Genomic DNA, 17,976 nt, shown 5'->3' with positions numbered 1-17,976 from the left:
CCGCCGCAGGAAGACCACCGGCGGCCTGGCCTGACATGCCCGCCGCGATAGCCGCCCGGGCCGCCACGACACCTCCCCGTGGCGGCCCGGCCCGCCCTCCGCCCACCCGCCGTGTCGGGCCGATCCGAGAGAAACGCCCTAGTGAGGTCGTCCGATGGCAGTCCCTCCCTCCTCCCCCGCCGACGCCGCGCCGGCGCCGGCCGACCAGGGGTCCCGCGGGTCGATGACCGTGCTGTGCGCCGTGGTGCTCCTGTTCCTGGCACTCAGCTTCTTCGGCGGAAACGAACCGTCGTCCCGTTCCGCGCCCCCGCCGCACTCCCCGCAGGCCGCCTCGCCGGCCTCCCCCGCCCGGCAGCCGGCCGGCAAGCACCTGCCCCGGTCCGAGCCCGTGCGGCTGCTCATCCCGAAGATCTCGGTGGACGCTCCCTTCACCGACCTCTCCATCGCCCCCTCGGGGCAGCTCGAAGCCCCGCCGGCCCATGACACCAACCTCGTCGGCTGGCACGCCGAGGGACCCTCCCCCGGCGAGACGGGCACCGCGATCATCGCCGGGCACGTCGACACCGCCACCGCCCCCGCCGTCTTCGCCGATCTCGGCGAGCTGGAGGAGGGGGACGTCTTCAAGGTCCGGCGGGCCGACGGACGCACCGCGTCGTTCGTGGTCGACGACCTCCAGACCTTCGACAAGGACCACTTCCCCAGCCGCCGTGTCTACGCCGACACGGACAAGGCCGAGGTCCGCCTCATCACCTGTGCGGGCGACTACGACCGCACGGCCAAGGACTACACGGCCAACCTGGTGGTCTTCGCCCGTCTCCGGTGAGCCCGACGGGCCCGTCCGAGCGGCCGGTCACTCGCGTAGTCCATCCGAATCGCGCGCCGGTGGCGACCGGCTCAAGATCGAGGCACACCGCCTCGCAGCGCCAGCAGGTGAAGCCCGCCCCTCCGTCCTCCCCGCAAAGGAGATGTGCCCAGCATGACCACCACCGCACCCGCCCCCCAGCCGCTGACACGACAGGTGTCGCACCGCGTCTCCCAGTCCGTGTTCGACGGCTCCCGGCTCCGGGTCGTCCTCCTGGTGGACGTCCACGACGGCGCTCAGCAGCAGTTCCTGGAGGCGTACGAGCAGCTCTGCAGCCAGGTCGCGTCCGTCCCCGGGCACGTCAGTGACCAGTTGTGCCAGTCGATCGAGAACCCCAGCCAGTGGCTCATCACCAGCGAGTGGGAGAGCGCCCCGCCGTTCCTCACCTGGGTGAACAGCGAGGAGCACGTGCACATGGTGGAGCCGCTGCACAGCTGCGTGCGCGACACCAGGTCGCTGCGCTTCCACGTCGTCCGCGAGACCGGCGGCCCGGCCGCCGACACCGCGCCCGGCCCGCGCACCCTCCAGGCCTCGCCCCGGATCGGCGACGGCGTGACCCGCCACGCGCTCACCTTCACCGTCAAGCCGGGCAGCGAGGAGGCCGTCGCCAAGATCCTCGCCGACTACGAGGCGCCCAACCCGAAGGTCGACGAGACCACCCGGCTGTGCCGCACGTCCCTGTTCATGCACGGCAACCGCGTGGTGCGCGCCATCGAGGTGCGCGGCGACCTGCTCGCGGCGCTGCGCCATGTGGCCCGGCAGCCCGAGGTGCGGGCCGTCGAGGAGGCCATCAACCCGTATCTGGAGCAGGACCGGGACCTCGACGACCCCGAGTCCGCCCGGGTGTTCTTCACACGGGCGGCGCTGCCGGCCGTCCACCATGTGACGGCGGAGCGGGAGGACCCGACGGCGCAGCGGTACGCGCTGTACTACCCGGCCCGGCCCGACCGCGGGATGCGGCTGGCCCAGTTGCTCGCCCAGCAGGACGAGGCGGCCGCGGAGGACCCGCGCAATCCCGTCCTGTGCAGCACGATCTTCCAGCGCGACGACGTCGTCGTACGGCTGATCGACGTGCGCGGCGGTCTCGACGCGGGCGACCCCGCGCTCTCCCTCGGTCTGCTGGACCCGGCGACGGCGGCGGACCTGACGGCCTTCCCCGAGGGCGCCGGCGGTTCGGCGCCGTGGGACGGCGGCCCCACCCGCGTCCTCGACCTCACCCGCATGGAACTCATCACCGACCGCCGCTCGGCCCACGCCTGATCCGTCCGGCACACGGGTCGCGGCGGCCATCCGCACCCCCGTCGACACAGCACACGATCGGAGCAACGTCGTGATCACATCCCGTCCCAGAATCGTGGATCTCAGCGAGGTCGAGCCCAACACCCGGCGCGGCGGCGATCTGCGCGCCATGCTCACGCCCGCCACGGTCAACTCGACCAGCGGCTTCATGGGCGTGGCCATCGTGCAGCCCGGCGACCGCATCGGTGAGCACTACCACCCGTACTCCGAGGAGTTCGTGTACGTCGTCTGCGGGCAGTTGGAGGTCGACCTGGACGGCGAGCCGCACCCGCTGCGGCCCGAGCAGGGGCTGATGATCCCCATCAACATGCGGCACCGCTTCCGCAACGTCGGCAACGTCGAGGCCCGGATCGTCTTCCACCTCGGCCCGCTGGCCCCCACCCCGCCGCTCGGCCACGTCGACACCGAGCAGACCGACGCCGTCCCGGTGGTGGGAGCGTGAACCGGCGCGTGGCGGTCACCGGGATAGGCGTCGTCGCCCCGGGCGGCATCGGGGTCCCCGCGTTCTGGGACCTGCTCTCCCACGGGCGCACCGCGACCCGGGGCATCACCTTCTTCGACCCGTCCGGGCTGCGGTCGCGGATCGCCGCCGAGTGCGACTTCGACCCGGCGGCCCACGGACTGGACGCGGACCAGACCGCCCGCAACGACCGGTACATCCAGTTCGCGCTGGTCGCCGGCGAGGAGGCGGTCCGGGACTCCGGGCTCGACCTGGCCCGGGAGAACCCCTGGCGGGTCGGGGTGTCCCTGGGCACCGCGGTCGGCGGCACCACCCGGCTCGAACACGACTACGTGCTGGTCAGCCACCAGGGGCAGCGCTGGGACGTCGACCACGACCGGGCGGAGCGGCACCTGCACCGCGCGTTCGCGCCCAGCACGCTGGCCTCCACCGTCGCCGAGCGGTTCGAGGCGCGCGGCCCGGTGCAGACCGTGTCGACGGGCTGCACGTCGGGGCTCGACGCGGTCGGCTACGCCTTCCACACGATCGAGGAAGGCCGGGCCGACGTGTGCATAGCGGGCGCCTCCGACTCGCCCATATCGCCGATCACGATGGCCTGCTTCGACGCCATCAAGGCCACGTCCCCGAACAACGACGACCCCGCCCACGCGTCGCGCCCCTTCGACGCCGACCGCAACGGGTTCGTCATGGGCGAGGGCGGCGCGGTCCTGGTCCTGGAGGAGCTGGAGCACGCCCGGGCCCGCGGTGCCCACGTGTACTGCGAGCTCAGCGGCTACGCCACCTTCGGCAACGCCTACCACATGACCGGTCTGACCCGGGAGGGCCTGGAGATGGCCCGCGCCATCGGGGTCGCTCTCGACCACTCCCGGCTGGACGGCACGGCGGTGGACTACGTCAACGCCCACGGCTCGGGCACCCAGCAGAACGACCGGCACGAGACCGCGGCGGTGAAGCGGGCCCTCGGGCAGCACGCCTACGACACGCCCATGAGTTCCATCAAGTCCATGGTGGGCCACTCGCTGGGAGCGATCGGCGCCATCGAGGTCGTCGCCTGTGTGCTGGCCCTGGCCCACCAGGTGGTGCCGCCCACCGCCAACTACGAGACCCCGGACCCCGAGTGCGACCTGGACTACGTCCCGAAGGTCGCCCGCGAGCGCAAGCTGAACACCGTGCTCTCCGTGGGCAGCGGGTTCGGCGGCTTCCAGTCCGCGGTGGTCCTGACGCGGCCGAGAGGGAGGACACGATGAGCGAACCACATCCGCGGCGCGCGGCCGTCACCGGCATCGGTGTGATCGCGCCCAACGGAATCAGCACCGAGTCCTTCTGGAAGTCCACCCAGGAGGGCGTGAGCGTCCTGGACCGGGTCACCCGCGAGGGCTGCGAGCACCTGCCGCTGCGGGTGGCCGGCGAGATCCGCTCCTTCGAGGCGTCGACGGCGGTCGAGGAGCGCTACCTCGTCCAGACCGACCGGTTCACGCACTTCGCGATGGCCGCGGCCGACTTCGCGCTGGAGGACGCCCGCCTCGGCCAGGCCGACACCGCCGGCGAGCCGTTCTCCGTGGGCGTGGTCACCGCGGCCGGCTCCGGCGGCGGCGAGTTCGGCCAGCGGGAGCTGCAGCGGCTGTGGGGCAAGGGCAGCCGCTTCGTCGGGCCGTACCAGTCGATCGCCTGGTTCTACGCCGCGAGTACCGGCCAGATCTCCATCCGCCGCGGCTTCAAGGGCCCCTGCTCGGTGGTCGCGGCCGACGAGGCCGGCGGCCTGGACGGTCTCGCGCACGCGGCGCGGGCCGTGCGGCGCGGCACCGACGTGATCGTGGCCGGGGCGACGGAGGCGCCCCTCGCCCCGTACTCGGTGGTGTGCCAGCTCGGCTACCCGGAGCTGAGCACCGCCGACGACCCGGCGCGCGCCTACCGTCCGTTCACGGAGGCGGCCTGCGGGTTCGTGCCCGCGGAGGGCGGCGCCATGTTCGTCGTGGAGGAGGAGCGCTCGGCGCGGGAGCGGGGTGCGCGGGTGCGGGCCGTCCTGACCGGGCACACGGCGACGTTCACCGGTGCCTCCCGGTGGGAGGCGTCCCGGGAGGGGCTCGCCCAGGCGATCCGCGGTGCCCTGGACGAGGCCGGCTGCGCGCCCGAGGAGATCGACGTGGTCTTCGCCGACGCCCTCGGGGTGCCGGCGGCGGACCGCGCCGAGGCGCTGGCGATCGCCGACGCCCTGGGCGCGCACGGCCGGCGGGTGCCGGTCACCGCGCCGAAGACCGGCATCGGCCGCAGCTTCTGCGCGGCGCCCGTGCTGGACACCGCGGCGGCGGTGCTGGCGATGGAGCACGGCCTGATCCCGCCCACCCCCAACGTTTTCGACATCTGCCATGACCTCGACCTGGTGACCGAACGAGCCCGCGCCGCCGAGGTGCGGTGCGCGCTGGTCCTGGGGCGGGGGCTCATGGGCTCGAACTCGGCGCTGGTGCTGCGGCACGGCGTCGCCGACGCCTCGTGACGGGGCAACGGAGCAAAGGAGAGGAACCTCATGAGTGACCGCATCACCGTCGAAGAGCTGTCCGAGCTGATGAAGAAGGCCGCGGGCATCACCGTGGCGCCGGAGGAGCTGCAGCAGCGGTCCGGGACCGGGTTCGACGCGCTCGGCGTCGACTCGCTCGGGCTGCTGGGCATCGTGGGCGAGCTGGAGAACCGCTACGGCGCGCCGATGCCGCCCGACGCGGAACGCTGCAGGACACCCCGGCAGTTCCTCGACCTCGTCAACAGCGCCCTCCCGGCAGGAGCGTGACATGGCCGGACACACGCAGAACGAGATCGTCATCGCCGCGCCGCTGGACCTGGTCTGGGACATGACCAACGACGTGGCGAACTGGCCTCGGCTGTTCAGCGAGTACGCCTCCGCGGAGATCCTGTCGCAGGAGGGGAACAAGACCACCTTCCGGCTGACCATGCACCCCGACGAGAACGGCACCGTGTGGAGCTGGGTCTCGGAGCGGGAGCCGGACCGCGACGCGCTCAGTGTGAAGGCCCGCCGCGTCGAGACGGGTCCCTTCTCGTACATGAACATCCGGTGGCAGTACGAGGAGGTCCCCCAGGGCACCCGGATGGTGTGGACGCAGGACTTCGAGATGAAGCCCGACGCCCCGGTCGACGACGCCTGGATGACCGACAACATCAACCGGAACTCCAAGGTCCAGCTGGGCCTGATCCGGGACCGCATCGAGAAGGCCGCCGCGGACCGCGGGTCCGTGCCGTCCGTGGCCGACTGAGCCGGCAGCCGGAAGGAGGACAGGAACATGCATCAGGCCCTGATCGTGGCCCGGATGGCTCCCGGGTCGGCGCCGGACATCGCCCAGCTGTTCGAGGAGTCGGACCGTGGAGAGCTGCCCCACCTGGTGGGGGTGTCCCGGCGCAGCCTCTTCCAGTTCGGTGATGTGTACATGCACCTCATCGAGTCGGAGCGGGACCCCGGCCCCGCCATCGCCAAGGTGGCCGGACACCCGCGGTTCCGGGACATCAGCGAGCGGCTGTCGGCGTACGTCAGCGCGTACGACCCCGAGACCTGGCGGTCGCCGAAGGACGCCATGGCGCACTGCTTCTACCGCTGGGAGCGGGACTCCACCGGCTGAGGACGCTCCTCGACCGGTGGTTTGCCCCGAGGGTCTCCCGGGGTGCTCAGCGGGGGACGGTGCAGTCGAACGCGTGCAGGTAGGGGTTGACCGGCCGGATGTCGTCGACGACCAGCCCGGCGTCGGTCAGCCGTCCGACCATGGACTCGGTGGTGTGCTTGGCCCCGCCGACGTTGAGGAGCAGCAGCAGGTCCATGGCGGTGCTGAACCGCATCGAGGGCGTGTCGTCGACGAGGTTCTCGATGACCACGACCCGGGTGCCGGGCCCGCCCGCCCCGATGACGTTGCGCAGGGTGCGGGCCGTGCTGTCGTCGTCCCACTCCAGGATGTTCTTGATGACGTACACGTCCGCCCGGACCGGGATGGCGGCGCGGCAGTCGCCGGGCACGATGGTCATCCGGTCGGCGAGCGCGCCGCCCGGGCGCAGCCGGGGGTCGGCGTTCTCGACCACGCGCGGCAGGTCGAGCAGGGTGCCGCGCAGGGACGGGTACTTCTCCAGCAGGCTCGCCACCACGTGCCCCTGGCCGCCGCCGATGTCGGCGACCGACGCGCAGCCCGACAGGTCGAGGAAGCGCGCGACGTCCTCGGCGGACTGCCGGCTGGAGGTCGTCATGGCCCGGTTGAAGACCTCGGCCGACTCGGGAGCGTCCTCGTTGAGGTAGGTGAAGAACTCCCTGCCGTACAGGTCCTCGACGACGTTGCGGCCGGTGCGGACCGCCTCGTCGAGTCTCGGCCACGCGTCCCACGTCCACGGCTCGGTGCACCACAGGGTGATGTAGCGCAGGCTGTGCGGGTCGTCCTCGCGCAGCAGCCGGGACATCTCGGTGTGGGCGAACCGGCCGTCCGGCTGCTCGGCGAAGACGCCGTAGCAGGACAGGGCCCGCAGCAGGCGCCTGAGCGGGCGGGGTTCGGTCTTCACCGCCGCGGCGAGGTCGTCCACGGCCATGGGGCCGTCCCCGAGCGCGTCGGCGACCCCCAGCCGGGCCGCGGCGCGCAGGGCGGCGGCACACGCCGCCCCGAACACCAACTCCCTCAGGCGCATGGACGGTGGTGGAGCAGTCTCAGCGGTCGTCATGTGCCGCCTTCCTTCCTTCTCGGTTCCACCTTCTCGGTTGCGCGGCCGGCCCGGTCCGGGCGGTCAGCACAGTCCCGCGGGCCGGGAGGCCCGGCAGGAGTTGCGTTCGAAGGTGTTGTCCTTGCCGGTGTCCGTGTTGACGAGGTCCGCCGGGGAGTTGCCGCTCAGCACGTTGTCGCTGATCCGGTTGCGCTCGCTGGGGGTGCCGACGAAGCTCTTGAAGATGACGATGCCGCCGGACAGCGGGGAGGCGCCGGCGTTGTCCCTGACGGTGTTCCGCGTCACCACGGTGTCGTCGACGCCGGTCAGGACGATCCCCGAGCCCTGGAGGGCGTCCAGCCGGGCCGTCTTCGGGCACGACTTGTTGTTCCGCTCGATGCGGTTGCCGCTGACGGTCACGGCGCCGGCCTTCGGCTTGTTCTCGTCGCCGACGACGAAGACGCCCGCGCAGTTGCCGGTGATGCGGTTGTGCTCGACGGTGAGGTTGCGCAGGCGCCGGACCGTGACGCCGATCCGGTTGCCCTCCAGCCGGTTGCGGTCGACGACCGTTCCGCCGGTGTCCGCGGCGCCTTCCTCGGCCGTGACGGTGTTGGCCAGGAACAGGCCCGCGTCGCCGTTCTCCCGGGCGGTGTTGGCGCGGAAGACGCTGCGGCGGGAGTGCTCCTCGGCGATGCCCCAGACGCCGTTCCTCGCCGCGAGCACGTTCCGCACGGTCAGCCTGTCGGTCCACGCGGCCGACACGCCGGTCTTGGCGAAGCCGGTCACCGTCAGGGAGGTGATGGTGACGCCCTCCAGGCGGCGGTCCTTCGTCCCCTCCACGCAGATGCCGTTGCCGGCCTCGGCACAGCCGCCCGCGGCCTTCCCCGCGGCCTTCCCCGCGGCCTTCTTCGGGTCGGTCGGACGGGTGGCGGTCTGGCGGGTGCCGGCCGCCTGAGTGGTACCGGCCGCCTGAGTGGTACCGGCCGCCTGAGTGGTGCCGGATGTCTGGGTCTTACCGGCCGTCTGAGTGGTACCGGCCGCCTGAGTGGTGCCGGCCGGCTGGGCGGTACCAGCTGCCTGAGTGGTACCGGCCGTCTGGGTGGTACCGGATGTCTGACCGGTACCAGCTGCCTGAGTGGTACCGGCCGTCTGGGCGGTACCGGCCGGCTGGGTGGTGCCGCTGCCGCCCGCCGGCTGGGTGGTGGCCGCCGGCCGGGTGGCCGGTTCGAGCACCACGCCGCGGCCCGCGCCGCGCAGCGTCAGTCCCGGTGTGGTCACCCTGACGGACTCGCGGTAGACGCCGGGGGTCACGAGCACGGTGTCGCCCGGTGCGGCGGCGTCCACCGCCTTCTGGATCGACTGCCCCGGGTGGACCACAAGGGTCGCGTGGCCGGACACGGGCGGAGCGGCGCCGAGGCCCGCTCCGACGACCGCCGCGGTGCACGCCAGGTACGCGATATGGCATTTAGTCATATTCCGCACCATATGACCGTATGGTCTGCGGGCAGGCGGGATCGACCATCCGACGGCGTGTCACACCCGGGCGCGCCGGCCCCTCCCGGCGACCGCCCTCACACCGCCGCCCCGGCGACCGCCTCCACCCCCTCCCCGGAGACCGCCCCGGCCGCCACCCCGGCGGCCACCACCCCCGCCGCCTCCTCGGCCGTCTTCTCGGCCGTCTTCTCCGGCCGCTCGAACTGCGTCCGGTACAGCTCCGCGTACCGCCCGTCCGCCGCCAGCAGCTCCCGGTGCGTGCCGCGTTCGACGATCCGGCCGGACTCGACGACCAGGATCAGATCGGCGGACCGCACGGTCGACAGGCGGTGGGCGATGACGACGGCGGTGCGCCCGTCCAGGGCCTCGGCGAGCGCCTCCTGGACGGCCGCCTCGGAGGTGTTGTCGAGGTGGGCGGTCGCCTCGTCGAGGATGACGACGCGCTGGCGGGCCAGCAGCAGCCGGGCGATGGTCATGCGCTGGCGCTCGCCGCCGGAGAGGCGGTAGCCGCGCTCGCCGACGACCGTGTCGAGGCCGTCGGGCAGGGAGCGGACCAGGTCGTCGAGCCGGGCGCGGCGCAACGCGTCCCACAGGTCGTCCTCGCCCGCCTCGGGCCGGGCGAGCAGCAGGTTGGCGCGGACGGTGTCGTGGAAGAGGTGGCCGTCCTGGGTGACCATGCCCAGCGTCTCGCGCAGGGACCGCGCGCTCAGGTCGCGCACGTCGACCCCGCCGACGCGGACGGCACCGGCGTCGACGTCGTACAGGCGCGGCAGGAGCTGGGCGATGGTCGACTTGCCGGCGCCGGAGGAGCCGACGAGGGCGACGGTGTGGCCGGGTTCGGCGCGGAAGGACACGCCGTGCAGGACCTCGGCGCCCCCGCGGGTGTCGAGGGCGGCGACCTCCTCCAGGGAGGCCAGGGAGACCTTGTCGGCGGACGGGTAGCCGAAGCGGACGTCCTCGAAGACGACGGAGACCGGCCCCTCGGGCACCTCGCGGGCGTCCGGTTTCTCCTCGATGAGCGGCTTCAGGTCGAGCACCTCGAAGACGCGCTCGAAGCTGACCAGGGCGCTCATCACCTCCACGCGCGCCCCGGCGAGGGCGGTGAGGGGGGCGTACAGGCGGGTCAGCAGCAGGGCGAGGGCGACGACGGCGCCGGGGTCCAGGGCGCCGTCCAGGGCTAGCCGGCCGCCGAGGCCGTAGACGAGGGCGAGGGCCAGGGCGGAGACGAGGGTGAGGGAGGTGATGAACAGCGACTGGGCCGTCGCCGTGCGGACGCCGATGTCCCGGACGAGCGCGGCGCGCGCCGCGAACTGCGCCGATTCCTGCTCGGGGCGGCCGAAGAGCTTGACCAGGGTGGCGCCGGGCGCGGAGAAGCGCTCGGTCATCCGGGTGCCCATCGCCGCGTTGAGCTCGGCCGCCTCCCGCTGCATGTCCGCCATCCGCCGGCCCATCCGCCGGGCCGGGATCACGAACACCGGCAGCAGGGCCAGGGCGAGCAGGGTGACCTGCCAGGACAGGGTGAGCATGACGGCGAGGGCGAGCAGCAGGGTGACCAGGTTGCCGACCACTCCGGACAGGGTGTTGCTGAAGGCGCGCTGGGCGCCGATCACGTCGTTGTTGAGCCGGGAGACGAGCGCCCCCGTACGCGTGCGGGTGAAGAACGCCACCGGCATCCGCTGCACATGGTCGAAGACGGCCGTGCGCAGGTCGAGGATGAGCCCCTCCCCCAGCGTCGCCGAGAGCTTTCTGCCGAGGACGGCGAGCGCCGCCTCCAGGACCGCGAGGAGCGCGATGAGCAGGGCCAGCCGGACGACGGTGCCGGCGTCGCCGTGCGACACGATCGCGTCGACGACCCGCCCCGCGAGGACGGGGGTGGCGACGGCGAGCAGCGCCGTCACCGCCCCGAGCAGGACGAACAGGGCGATGCGGCGGCGGTGCGGGCGGGCGAAGGCGCCGATGCGGCGCAGCGTCGCCCGATCGAAGGGGCGGCGTTCGTGGCGGGCGTTCATGACGCTGTACAGCTGCGTCCAGGCGGTGGTCTCCATGCTCATACGGACGAACGTAGAACCTCAAGCATCGTTGAGGTCAACATGACGATGTCTCCTCCCCCGCCGCCGTCCACACCGTGGTCACCGCGCGTTGACGTGGGGCGGAGAACCTCTGCAGGTGTGACCGCGACACCGCTCTCCCCAGCGCCCCTCACCCGGGGCCGTACCCCGCGGCGGCCGTCGGCACGCGGACTGCGCCGGGCCCTGTGTCTGCTGCCCCTCGTCCTGGTCGGGGTCGTCGCGGTGCGGCACCGGTCCGTGCTCGCCGAGGGCCTCGCCCAGCTGCGCACGGCCGAGTGGCCCTGGCTGCTGGCCGCGGCCGGGGCGACCTGTCTGACCTGGGTGGCGGCGGCCGTCACCCGGCAGGGCGCGGTCGTCCAGCGGCTGCCCGCGCTGCGGCTGCTGGCCACGCAGTTCGCGGCGGGCGCCGCCAACCACCTGCTGCCGACCGGCCTGGGCGCGAGCGCGGTCAACCTGCGGTTCATGGCCGTGTGCGGGGTGCCACTGGCCCGCTCCTCGGCGGCCCTGGCGCTGTATCTGCTGGCGGAGGGCGTCGCCCGGGTGGGGCTGCTCGCCGCGCTGCTGCTCGCCTTCCCCGGCGCGCTGCGGCTCGGCCCCCTGCTGCCGGCGGGAGCGCTCGGCCCGCTCCTGGCGGTGCTCGGTGCGGCCGCGCTGGTGGCGGCGGGCACGCTCGTCCTCGTACGGCGGCTGCGGTCGGCCGTGTGCGCGTTCCTGCGCACGGCGCTGGGCGAGGCGCGTTCGGTGCACGCGCGTCCGGCGCGGGCACTGGCGCTGTGGGGCGGTTCCCTCGCGTTCCCCGCGCTCCAGGCGGCCGGGCTGGCGGCGGTGGGGCGGTCCCTGGGGCTGCCGGTGCCCGCGACGCACATGGCGGTGGCGTACCTGGCGGCCACGGTGGCGGTGGCGCTCGTCCCCACGCCCGGCGGGATCGGCTCGGTCGAGGCGGCGCTGGTCGTGGCGCTGGTGGCGGTGGGCGGCCCGGCCGCGGTCGCCACGGCCGTGGTCCTCGCCTTCCGCATCGTCACCGTCTGGCTGCCGCTGCTGCCGGGGGCGCTGACCCTCGGGGCGCTGGTGCGGCTGAAGGTGATCTGACCGGCGGACGGCCGGACGGCACCGCGTTCCGGCGGGGCGGCCCGCCCCGGTCGACGGCGGGCACCGGACCCGCCGTCGGGCCCCCTCTCCCCCCACGTGACTGATCACCCGTCAACTATTGCCAGGTAAAGCGTGGTTGGTGAGATCCCAAACGGTGTGTGAGGCGCCACGGCCGCCTCTATAGTGACCGCCGACCGACGCGATCTCCTCTTCCGCTCCGGCCTCCGCCCCGAGGAGGGCTGTTTGTTACTCCACCCTGCCGTCCTGTCCGTTCCCCGGCCCGGGACGAGCGGCTGATGGCCAGAGACGGAGCACGCCCCGCCTACGATCCGGCCGGGCACGACGACGAGCTGCGCGCCGCCCTCCAGGAGGTGCGCACCGGGCGCTGGCTGTCGATGCGCACCCTGCTGGCGCGCACCACGGCGTGGGAGCCGTGGACCCGGCGCACCCAGGTGCTGGGGGCGGCGGCGGCCGGGACCGACGTGGTCCGGGCCTGGCTCGCCGAGGAGCCGGACAGCGTGCCGGCCGCGGTCATGCGGGCCCGGGTCGCCGTCGAGCGGGCGCTGCGGGCGCACCGCGAGCGCCACCGCCGCACCCACGAGCTGTGGATCGAGGCCTGGGACGTGAGCCAGTCGGCCGCCCGGGCCGCCCCGCCGGACCCGGTGCCGTGGGTGTGCCTGCTGGCGCTGGCCCAGCTGGACCGCGAGCAGCTGTGGGAGGAGCACCGGGCGAAGCCGCCGGAGCCGACCCTGCCGGCGGGCCCGTGGGGCCTGCTGGCCGAGGCCGTCGGGCGCGACCCGCACAACCGCGAGGCCCACCACCGCATGCTGCAGTTCCTGTACGCGCAGGCGGCGTCCGCGCGGCTGGCGGAGGCGTCCGGCTTCGCGCAGCTGACCGCCGAGCAGGCCCCGCCGGGCTCCCCCCTGCACCTGTTGCCGCTGTACGTCCGAGTGGAGCGCTACCGGCGCGGCGACGGGCGGGGCGCCGCCCTCGACCTGCACTGGGTGGCCGAGGACGCCACCCGCGAGGCGCTGCGCGCGGACACGTCGTGGTTCGGGCACGCGGACGCCGCGGAGCGTTCCCCGCTCGACCTCAACCACCTGGCCCACGCCCTGTGGGGGGCGCTGCGCTTCACCGACGCCGCCCGGGTGTTCGACGCGATCGGCCCGTACTGCACCCCTGTGCCCTGGACCCACCGCGCCACGGTCCCGGGCGACCCGGGCCAGGCGGTGCAGGTGTTCCTCCAGGCCCGCGCGCGCAGCCGCACGGCGGCGCGCGGCCGGGGCCCCGCCGCCGGCTGACCCGTGGGGCTCCCCGGCCGTCCCGTTCCCCTACACATGTGACCTCGGAGGTCCCCGTATGTCCCGCACACCGGAGCCGCCGGCTCCGACCGCCGTCCCGCGCCCCGACGAGGAGCAGCGGCTGCGCGAGCTCGGCTACCGGCCGGTGCTGGCCCGCCGTATGGGCGGCTTCGGCAACTTCGCGATCAGCTTCTCCGTCATCTCCGTCCTGTCCGGCTGCATGACCCTGTACGGCTTCGGCATGGGCGCGGGCGGCCCCGCCGTGATGCTGTGGGGCTGGGCCGGGGTCGGCCTGTTCGTGCTCTGCGTGGGGCTGGCGCTGGCCGAGGTGACCAGCGCGTACCCGACGTCGGGCGCCCTGTACTACATGGCCGACCGGCTCGGCGGGCGCCGCTGGGGCTGGTACACGGGCTGGCTGAACCTGCTCGGCCTGCTCGGCGCGATCGCCGGCATCGACTACGGCGCCGCCCTGTTCGCGGGGGCCTTCGCCAACCTCCAGTGGGGCTTCGAGCCGACGCCGGGGAAGACGATGCTGATCTTCGTGGCGATCCTGCTGCTGCACGCCGTGCTGAACCTGTTCGGGGTCCGGCTGGTCAGCGTCCTGAACTCGATATCCGTGTGGTGGCACCTGGCGGGCGTGACGCTCATCGTCGGCGCGCTGGCGATCGTGCCCGACCACCACCGGTCGCCGTCCTTCGTCTTCGGGGAGTTCGTCAACGGCACCGGCTGGGACAACCCGGTGTACGTGGCGGCGATCGGCCTGCTGCTCGCCCAGTACACGTTCTCCGGCTACGACGCCTCCGCGCACCTGTCGGAGGAGACCGCCAACGCGTCGGTGTCGGCGGCGCGCGGCATCGTGCGGTCGATCTGGGTGTCCTGGATCGCGGGCTTCGTCCTCCTCGCGGGCCTCACCTTCGCCATCCAGGACTACGCCGCCACCCGGGACACCGCAACCGGCGTACCGCCCGCCCAGATCCTCCTGGACGGCCTCGGCGCCGACGGCGCGAGCGCGCTGCTGCTGGTCGTGATCGTCGCCCAGTTGTTCTGCGGCAACGCCGAGGTCGCCGCGGCCAGCCGCATGGTGTTCGCGTTCAGCCGGGACCGCGCCCTGCCGGGCTCGCACCTGTGGCGCAGGGTCAGCGCCCGCACCCAGACCCCGGTCGCCGCCGTGTGGCTGTCGGTCGCGGTCGCCTGCGTCCTCGCGCTGCCGTCGCTGTACTCGGCGACGGCGTACGGCGCGGTCACCGCCATCAACGTCATCGGCATCACACCGGCGTACGCCATCCCGGTGCTGCTGCGGCTGCGCGCGGGGGACCGTTTCCGGCCGGGTCCGTGGCACCTGGGCCGGTGGAGCAGGCCGATCGGCTGGACGGCGGTGGTGTGGGTGGCGTGTGTGACGGTGCTGTTCTGCCTGCCGCAGTCCTCGCCGGTGACCGCGGACACGATGAACTACGCCTCCGTCGCCCTCGCCGTCGTGCTGGTCCTGGCCACGGTGTGGTGGTTCGTGGCCCGCCGTTCGTACGGAACGCCCGCCACGGCCGCGTACGGCTCGGACCGGGAGCAGGCCGAACTGGCCGAAGGCATCGTCTGAGCGCACCGGCCGCCTGCGAACCGCCGTGCCGGATACGGCAGGATGTGCGGTCGCGCCCGTTCCCGGACGGACGCGACCGCGACATCGCAGAGAAGCCGGCAAGCGAACAGGTGAGAACGTGACGACATTTCACATCCGGCCGTCGGCGGCCCGGACAGGCGCCCGGGCGGGTGGCCCCTCCGCCGCGGAGCGACTTCCCGGAGGCGGCCGGTGAACCGCGCGCTGACGCTCGACGACTGCGTCCTCGCCGGCATCGCCCTGGCGGCGGGCCTGCTGGTGGCGTTCCTCTCCCGCACGCTGCTGCGCTGGCTGGCCAAGCACGCCAAGCGCACCCGCTGGAGCGGCGACGACGTGATCGTGGACGCGCTGCGCACGGTGGTGCCGTGGGCGGCGATCACGGGCGGCGGGGCCGCCGCCGCCGCGGTGCTGCCGCTGACCCGGACGGTGCAGCACACCGTCAACCAGTGCCTCACCGTGCTGCTCATCTTCGTCGTGACGGTGTCGGCGGCCCGGGTGGTCGCCGGACTCGTGCAGTCGGTCACCTCCTCCCGCTCCGGCGTCGCCGGGTCCGCGACGATCTTCGTCAACATCACCCGGGTGCTGGTCCTGGCCATCGGCTTCCTGGTGGTGCTCCAGACCCTCGGCATCTCCATAGCGCCGATGCTCACCGCCCTCGGCGTCGGCGGTCTGGCGGTCGCGCTGGCCCTCCAGGACACCCTGGCCAACCTCTTCGCGGGCATCCACATCCTGGCCTCCAAGACGGTCCAGCCCGGCGACTACATCAAGCTGAGCAGCGGCGAGGAGGGCTACGTCGAGGACATCAACTGGCGCCAGACGACCGTCCGCAACCTCTCCAACAACCTGGTCGTCATCCCCAACGGGCAGCTCGCCAAGACGAACATGACCAACTTCATGCGTCCCGAGCAGCAGCTGACGATCATGGTGCAGGTGGGCGTCGCCTACGACAGCGACCTGGAGCACGTGGAGCGGGTGACGAAGGAGGTCGTCACCGAGGTGATGACGGAGATCACCGGCGCGGTCCCGGACCACGAGCCGGCGGTGCGCTTCCACACCTTCGGCGACTCGCGGATCGGCTTCACCGTCATCCTCGGCGTCGGCGAGTTCAGCGACCAGTACCGGATCAAGCACGAGTTCATCAAGCGCCTGCACCGGCGCTACCGCGCGGAGGGCATCCGCATCCCGGCACCCGCGCGCACCGTGTCGCTCCAGCAGGGTGCGGTGGTCATCCCGCAGCAGCGCACCGGCGGCACCGGCGACGGCATCGCGCCGGACGCCGGCCTGGGCGGCCGGCCGCTCTGAGGAGCGTGGACGCCGGTGGATCGAGCGGGAGCCGGGGGGCGGAGAGTCCTCCGCCCGCCCCGGCCCGCCCCGGCCCGCCCTGATCCCGGCTGCCCCCGCCGACCGGCTGAGCCCGGCTGCCCCCTGCTGACCGGCTGAGCCCGGCTGCCCCGCCGACCGGCTGAGCCCGGCGGACCCGGGCGCGCCGGGCTCGCGGCTCGTCTTGGGTCGCCGTGGGTCGCCGCGTCAGAGGGTCGCCGAGTTGTCGTGGTAGTGCCCGCCGCCGCGGCGGCGCGGGGTGACCTGGGCCGGTGTCACCGGGGTGACCGTCCAGTCCGGGTGGCCGGGCATCCGCGGGGTCCTGGTGCCGTACAGCCAGTCCCGCAGGAAGCCGGTCACGTCCCGGCCCGCGACACGGGAGGCGACGGCGATGTAGTCCTCGGTCGACGCCGAGGAGTCGCGGTACCGCGCCAGGAAGGCCCGCTCGACTGCGTGGAACGCCGCCTCGCCGACCAGTTGCCGCAGGGCGTACAGGACGAGGACGCCACCGAGGTAGCGCTGGCTGTCGAAGAGGTTCGCCGCGTTCGGCGCGGCCACCGGGCCGGAGTCGCGCCGCCACTGGTCGCCGCGCGCGTAGGTGTCCTTCATCCGCGCCTCCAGCCCGGTCAGCCCCAGCGAGTCGGGCCAGCCGCGCCCGTAGCGGTACAGCAGCCCGTAGAAGTCGGCGTGGCCCTCGTTCAGCCACAGGTCGGCCCAGGTGGCGGGGGTGACGCTGTTGCCGAAGTAGGAGTGGACCAGCTCGTGCATCATGTGCGAGCCGATCCGCTGCTCCGGCTGGAGGAGGTAGTCCGGCTTGTAGACGGTCAGGGTCTGGGTCTCCAGGCCGGTGAAGTCGAAGGCGTCGGGGTCGTCGGAGTTGCACGGGAGCAGGCCGTACGTCTCGAAGGGGTACGCCCCGAGCCGTTCCTCGATCCACTCCACCAGCCCCGGGGTGAGGGCCAGCGCGGGTTCGAGCGCCCCGGCCCGCGCCACCGGCACGACGTCCCGCAGCGGCAGCCCGTGCGGACCCCGCCGCTCCTTCAGGACGTACTCCCCGACCGTGATCTGCACCAGCTCGGTGGCCATCGGGGAGCGGGAGCGGTACGTGTACGCCGTGCGGCCGCCCGGCAGGCTCTCCGTGCGCACGAGGACGCCGCTCGCCACGCCCCGCAGGCCGGCGGGGACGGTGAGGCGGAAGGAGAAGTCCGCCTTGTCGCCGGGGTGGTCGTTGCAGGGGAAGACGGTGTGGGCGGAGCGGGGCTGGCAGGCCACCGCGAAACCGTCCGGCGTGGCGATCCAGCCGGTGTGCGGCAGCGCCCGGCGCGGGTCCGCCGTGTACTCCACCCGGACGGTGGGCCGGGCGCCGGCGGGCAGCGTCCGGGCGGGCGTGACACGCAGCTTCTCGTCCGCCCGCTCGTGCGCCGCGGGGCGGCCGGCGACCCGGACGGAGCGTATGTCCAGGCCGAGGGCGTCCAGGGAGAACCGGGTCAGGGCCCGGGCGGTGCGCAGCACCAGGGTCGCCGCGCCTTCGACGAGGCCGGTCGTGGCGTCGTGGCGGAGGTCGAGGTGGTAGGCGAGGACGCGGTAGCCGTCGTTGCCGAGGGCCGGGAAGACGGGGTCGCCGAGGCTCTCCGGGCCCTCGACGCCGTCCGCGGGCCGCTCGCCGGCGCTGCCCGCCGTCGCCGCGTACGCCGGGTCCGACCCGGTCGGGGCCGCGGCGGCGGCGATCAGGGCGGCCGCGGGGGCCGTCACTCTGGTGCGATATCTCATGGTCCGCTTTCGCTCGGGCGGCCGGG

Annotated in this window: 16 protein-coding genes; 12 read left to right on the top strand and 4 right to left on the bottom strand. The window is 73.5% G+C overall.

Translation table 11 applies throughout. The features are described 5' to 3' along the window. Positions 1-154: 154 nt before the first annotated feature. From ACFV9M_RS21360 to ACFV9M_RS21325, 8 genes are all read left to right on the top strand, one after another. On the top strand, positions 155-823 hold the full coding sequence (locus tag ACFV9M_RS21360; protein WP_385071572.1) for a class F sortase: 669 nt from the start codon (positions 155-157) through the stop codon (positions 821-823). Positions 824-976: 153 nt separating this feature from the next. Next, the gene (locus ACFV9M_RS21355) at positions 977-2,122 is read left to right on the top strand and encodes a SchA/CurD-like domain-containing protein (protein ID WP_385071569.1); all 1,146 of its coding nucleotides are present in this window, start codon (positions 977-979) and stop codon (positions 2,120-2,122) included. 70 nt (positions 2,123-2,192) lie between these two features. Beyond that, positions 2,193-2,603 (top strand): cupin domain-containing protein, encoded by a 411-nt coding sequence (locus tag ACFV9M_RS21350; RefSeq protein WP_385071566.1) that lies wholly within the window; start codon positions 2,193-2,195, stop codon positions 2,601-2,603. Next, positions 2,600-3,868 (top strand): beta-ketoacyl-[acyl-carrier-protein] synthase family protein, encoded by a 1,269-nt coding sequence (locus tag ACFV9M_RS21345; protein ID WP_385071564.1) that lies wholly within the window; start codon positions 2,600-2,602, stop codon positions 3,866-3,868. The genes ACFV9M_RS21350 and ACFV9M_RS21345 overlap by 4 nt, the downstream gene beginning before the upstream one ends. Continuing rightward, a complete protein-coding gene (locus tag ACFV9M_RS21340; protein ID WP_385071561.1) occupies positions 3,865-5,115 on the top strand; it encodes a ketosynthase chain-length factor in 1,251 nt (416 codons plus the stop codon). The genes ACFV9M_RS21345 and ACFV9M_RS21340 overlap by 4 nt, the downstream gene beginning before the upstream one ends. 30 nt (positions 5,116-5,145) lie before the next feature. Further along, entirely contained in the window at positions 5,146-5,403 is a 258-nt protein-coding gene (locus ACFV9M_RS21335) for an acyl carrier protein (protein WP_385071558.1), read from the top strand. Between the two features lies 1 nt (position 5,404). After that, positions 5,405-5,884, top strand: coding sequence for an SRPBCC family protein (locus ACFV9M_RS21330; protein WP_385071556.1), 480 nt, complete (start codon positions 5,405-5,407; stop codon positions 5,882-5,884). Between the two features lie 27 nt (positions 5,885-5,911). Next, positions 5,912-6,244, top strand: a complete 333-nt coding sequence (locus ACFV9M_RS21325; protein ID WP_385071554.1) for a TcmI family type II polyketide cyclase — start codon at positions 5,912-5,914, stop codon at positions 6,242-6,244. A 46-nt stretch (positions 6,245-6,290) separates the two neighbouring features. Here the strand turns inward: ACFV9M_RS21325 and ACFV9M_RS21320 are convergent, their stop codons facing one another. The 3 genes from ACFV9M_RS21320 to ACFV9M_RS21310 all read right to left on the bottom strand — a co-directional run bounded on the left by ACFV9M_RS21320 (position 6,291) and on the right by ACFV9M_RS21310 (position 10,837). After that, positions 6,291-7,319, bottom strand: a complete 1,029-nt coding sequence (locus tag ACFV9M_RS21320; protein ID WP_385071551.1) for a methyltransferase — start codon at positions 7,317-7,319, stop codon at positions 6,291-6,293. Positions 7,320-7,382: 63 nt separating this feature from the next. After that, the gene (locus ACFV9M_RS21315) at positions 7,383-8,771 is read right to left on the bottom strand and encodes a nitrous oxide reductase family maturation protein NosD (RefSeq protein WP_385071548.1); all 1,389 of its coding nucleotides are present in this window, start codon (positions 8,769-8,771) and stop codon (positions 7,383-7,385) included. Between the two features lie 98 nt (positions 8,772-8,869). Continuing rightward, a complete protein-coding gene (locus tag ACFV9M_RS21310) occupies positions 8,870-10,837 on the bottom strand; it encodes an ABC transporter ATP-binding protein (protein ID WP_385071626.1) in 1,968 nt (655 codons plus the stop codon). Between the two features lie 213 nt (positions 10,838-11,050). Here ACFV9M_RS21310 and ACFV9M_RS21305 point away from each other — a divergent pair, with 213 nt between their 5' ends. The 4 genes from ACFV9M_RS21305 (at position 11,051) to ACFV9M_RS21290 (ending at position 16,162) form a co-directional block, all read left to right on the top strand. Then, a complete protein-coding gene (locus ACFV9M_RS21305; protein ID WP_385071625.1) occupies positions 11,051-11,950 on the top strand; it encodes a YbhN family protein in 900 nt (299 codons plus the stop codon). Between the two features lie 296 nt (positions 11,951-12,246). Continuing rightward, positions 12,247-13,251, top strand: a complete 1,005-nt coding sequence (locus ACFV9M_RS21300; RefSeq protein WP_385071545.1) for a hypothetical protein — start codon at positions 12,247-12,249, stop codon at positions 13,249-13,251. A gap of 58 nt (positions 13,252-13,309) precedes the next feature. After that, positions 13,310-14,842, top strand: coding sequence for an amino acid permease (locus ACFV9M_RS21295; RefSeq protein WP_385071542.1), 1,533 nt, complete (start codon positions 13,310-13,312; stop codon positions 14,840-14,842). Positions 14,843-15,052: 210 nt separating this feature from the next. Next, complete coding sequence (locus ACFV9M_RS21290; protein WP_385071539.1) at positions 15,053-16,162, top strand: mechanosensitive ion channel family protein; 1,110 nt, start codon at positions 15,053-15,055, stop codon at positions 16,160-16,162. Positions 16,163-16,387: 225 nt separating this feature from the next. Here ACFV9M_RS21290 and ACFV9M_RS21285 read toward each other — a convergent pair whose 3' ends face one another. After that, entirely contained in the window at positions 16,388-17,950 is a 1,563-nt protein-coding gene (locus ACFV9M_RS21285; protein ID WP_385071536.1) for a M1 family metallopeptidase, read from the bottom strand. Positions 17,951-17,976: the final 26 nt, after the last annotated feature.

The sequence above is a fragment of the Streptomyces sp. NPDC059895 genome (assembly GCF_042731035.1).
In the GTDB taxonomy this organism is placed as follows: Bacteria; Actinomycetota; Actinomycetes; order Streptomycetales; family Streptomycetaceae; genus Streptomyces.
Note: the sequence above shows the minus strand (reverse complement) of the source record. Positions and strands in the feature narration are given on the sequence as shown.

Coding starts and splice junctions, on each gene's coding strand:
- ACFV9M_RS21330 (WP_385071556.1), top strand. CDS start 5,405: ATGGCCGGACACACGCAGAACGAGATCGTCATCGCCGCGCCGCTGGAC.
- ACFV9M_RS21300 (WP_385071545.1), top strand. CDS start 12,247: ATGGCCAGAGACGGAGCACGCCCCGCCTACGATCCGGCCGGGCACGAC.
- ACFV9M_RS21320 (WP_385071551.1), bottom strand. CDS start 7,319: ATGACGACCGCTGAGACTGCTCCACCACCGTCCATGCGCCTGAGGGAG.
- ACFV9M_RS21340 (WP_385071561.1), top strand. CDS start 3,865: ATGAGCGAACCACATCCGCGGCGCGCGGCCGTCACCGGCATCGGTGTG.
- ACFV9M_RS21335 (WP_385071558.1), top strand. CDS start 5,146: ATGAGTGACCGCATCACCGTCGAAGAGCTGTCCGAGCTGATGAAGAAG.
- ACFV9M_RS21285 (WP_385071536.1), bottom strand. CDS start 17,950: ATGAGATATCGCACCAGAGTGACGGCCCCCGCGGCCGCCCTGATCGCC.
- ACFV9M_RS21360 (WP_385071572.1), top strand. CDS start 155: ATGGCAGTCCCTCCCTCCTCCCCCGCCGACGCCGCGCCGGCGCCGGCC.
- ACFV9M_RS21355 (WP_385071569.1), top strand. CDS start 977: ATGACCACCACCGCACCCGCCCCCCAGCCGCTGACACGACAGGTGTCG.
- ACFV9M_RS21325 (WP_385071554.1), top strand. CDS start 5,912: ATGCATCAGGCCCTGATCGTGGCCCGGATGGCTCCCGGGTCGGCGCCG.
- ACFV9M_RS21295 (WP_385071542.1), top strand. CDS start 13,310: ATGTCCCGCACACCGGAGCCGCCGGCTCCGACCGCCGTCCCGCGCCCC.
- ACFV9M_RS21310 (WP_385071626.1), bottom strand. CDS start 10,837: ATGGAGACCACCGCCTGGACGCAGCTGTACAGCGTCATGAACGCCCGC.
- ACFV9M_RS21315 (WP_385071548.1), bottom strand. CDS start 8,771: ATGACTAAATGCCATATCGCGTACCTGGCGTGCACCGCGGCGGTCGTC.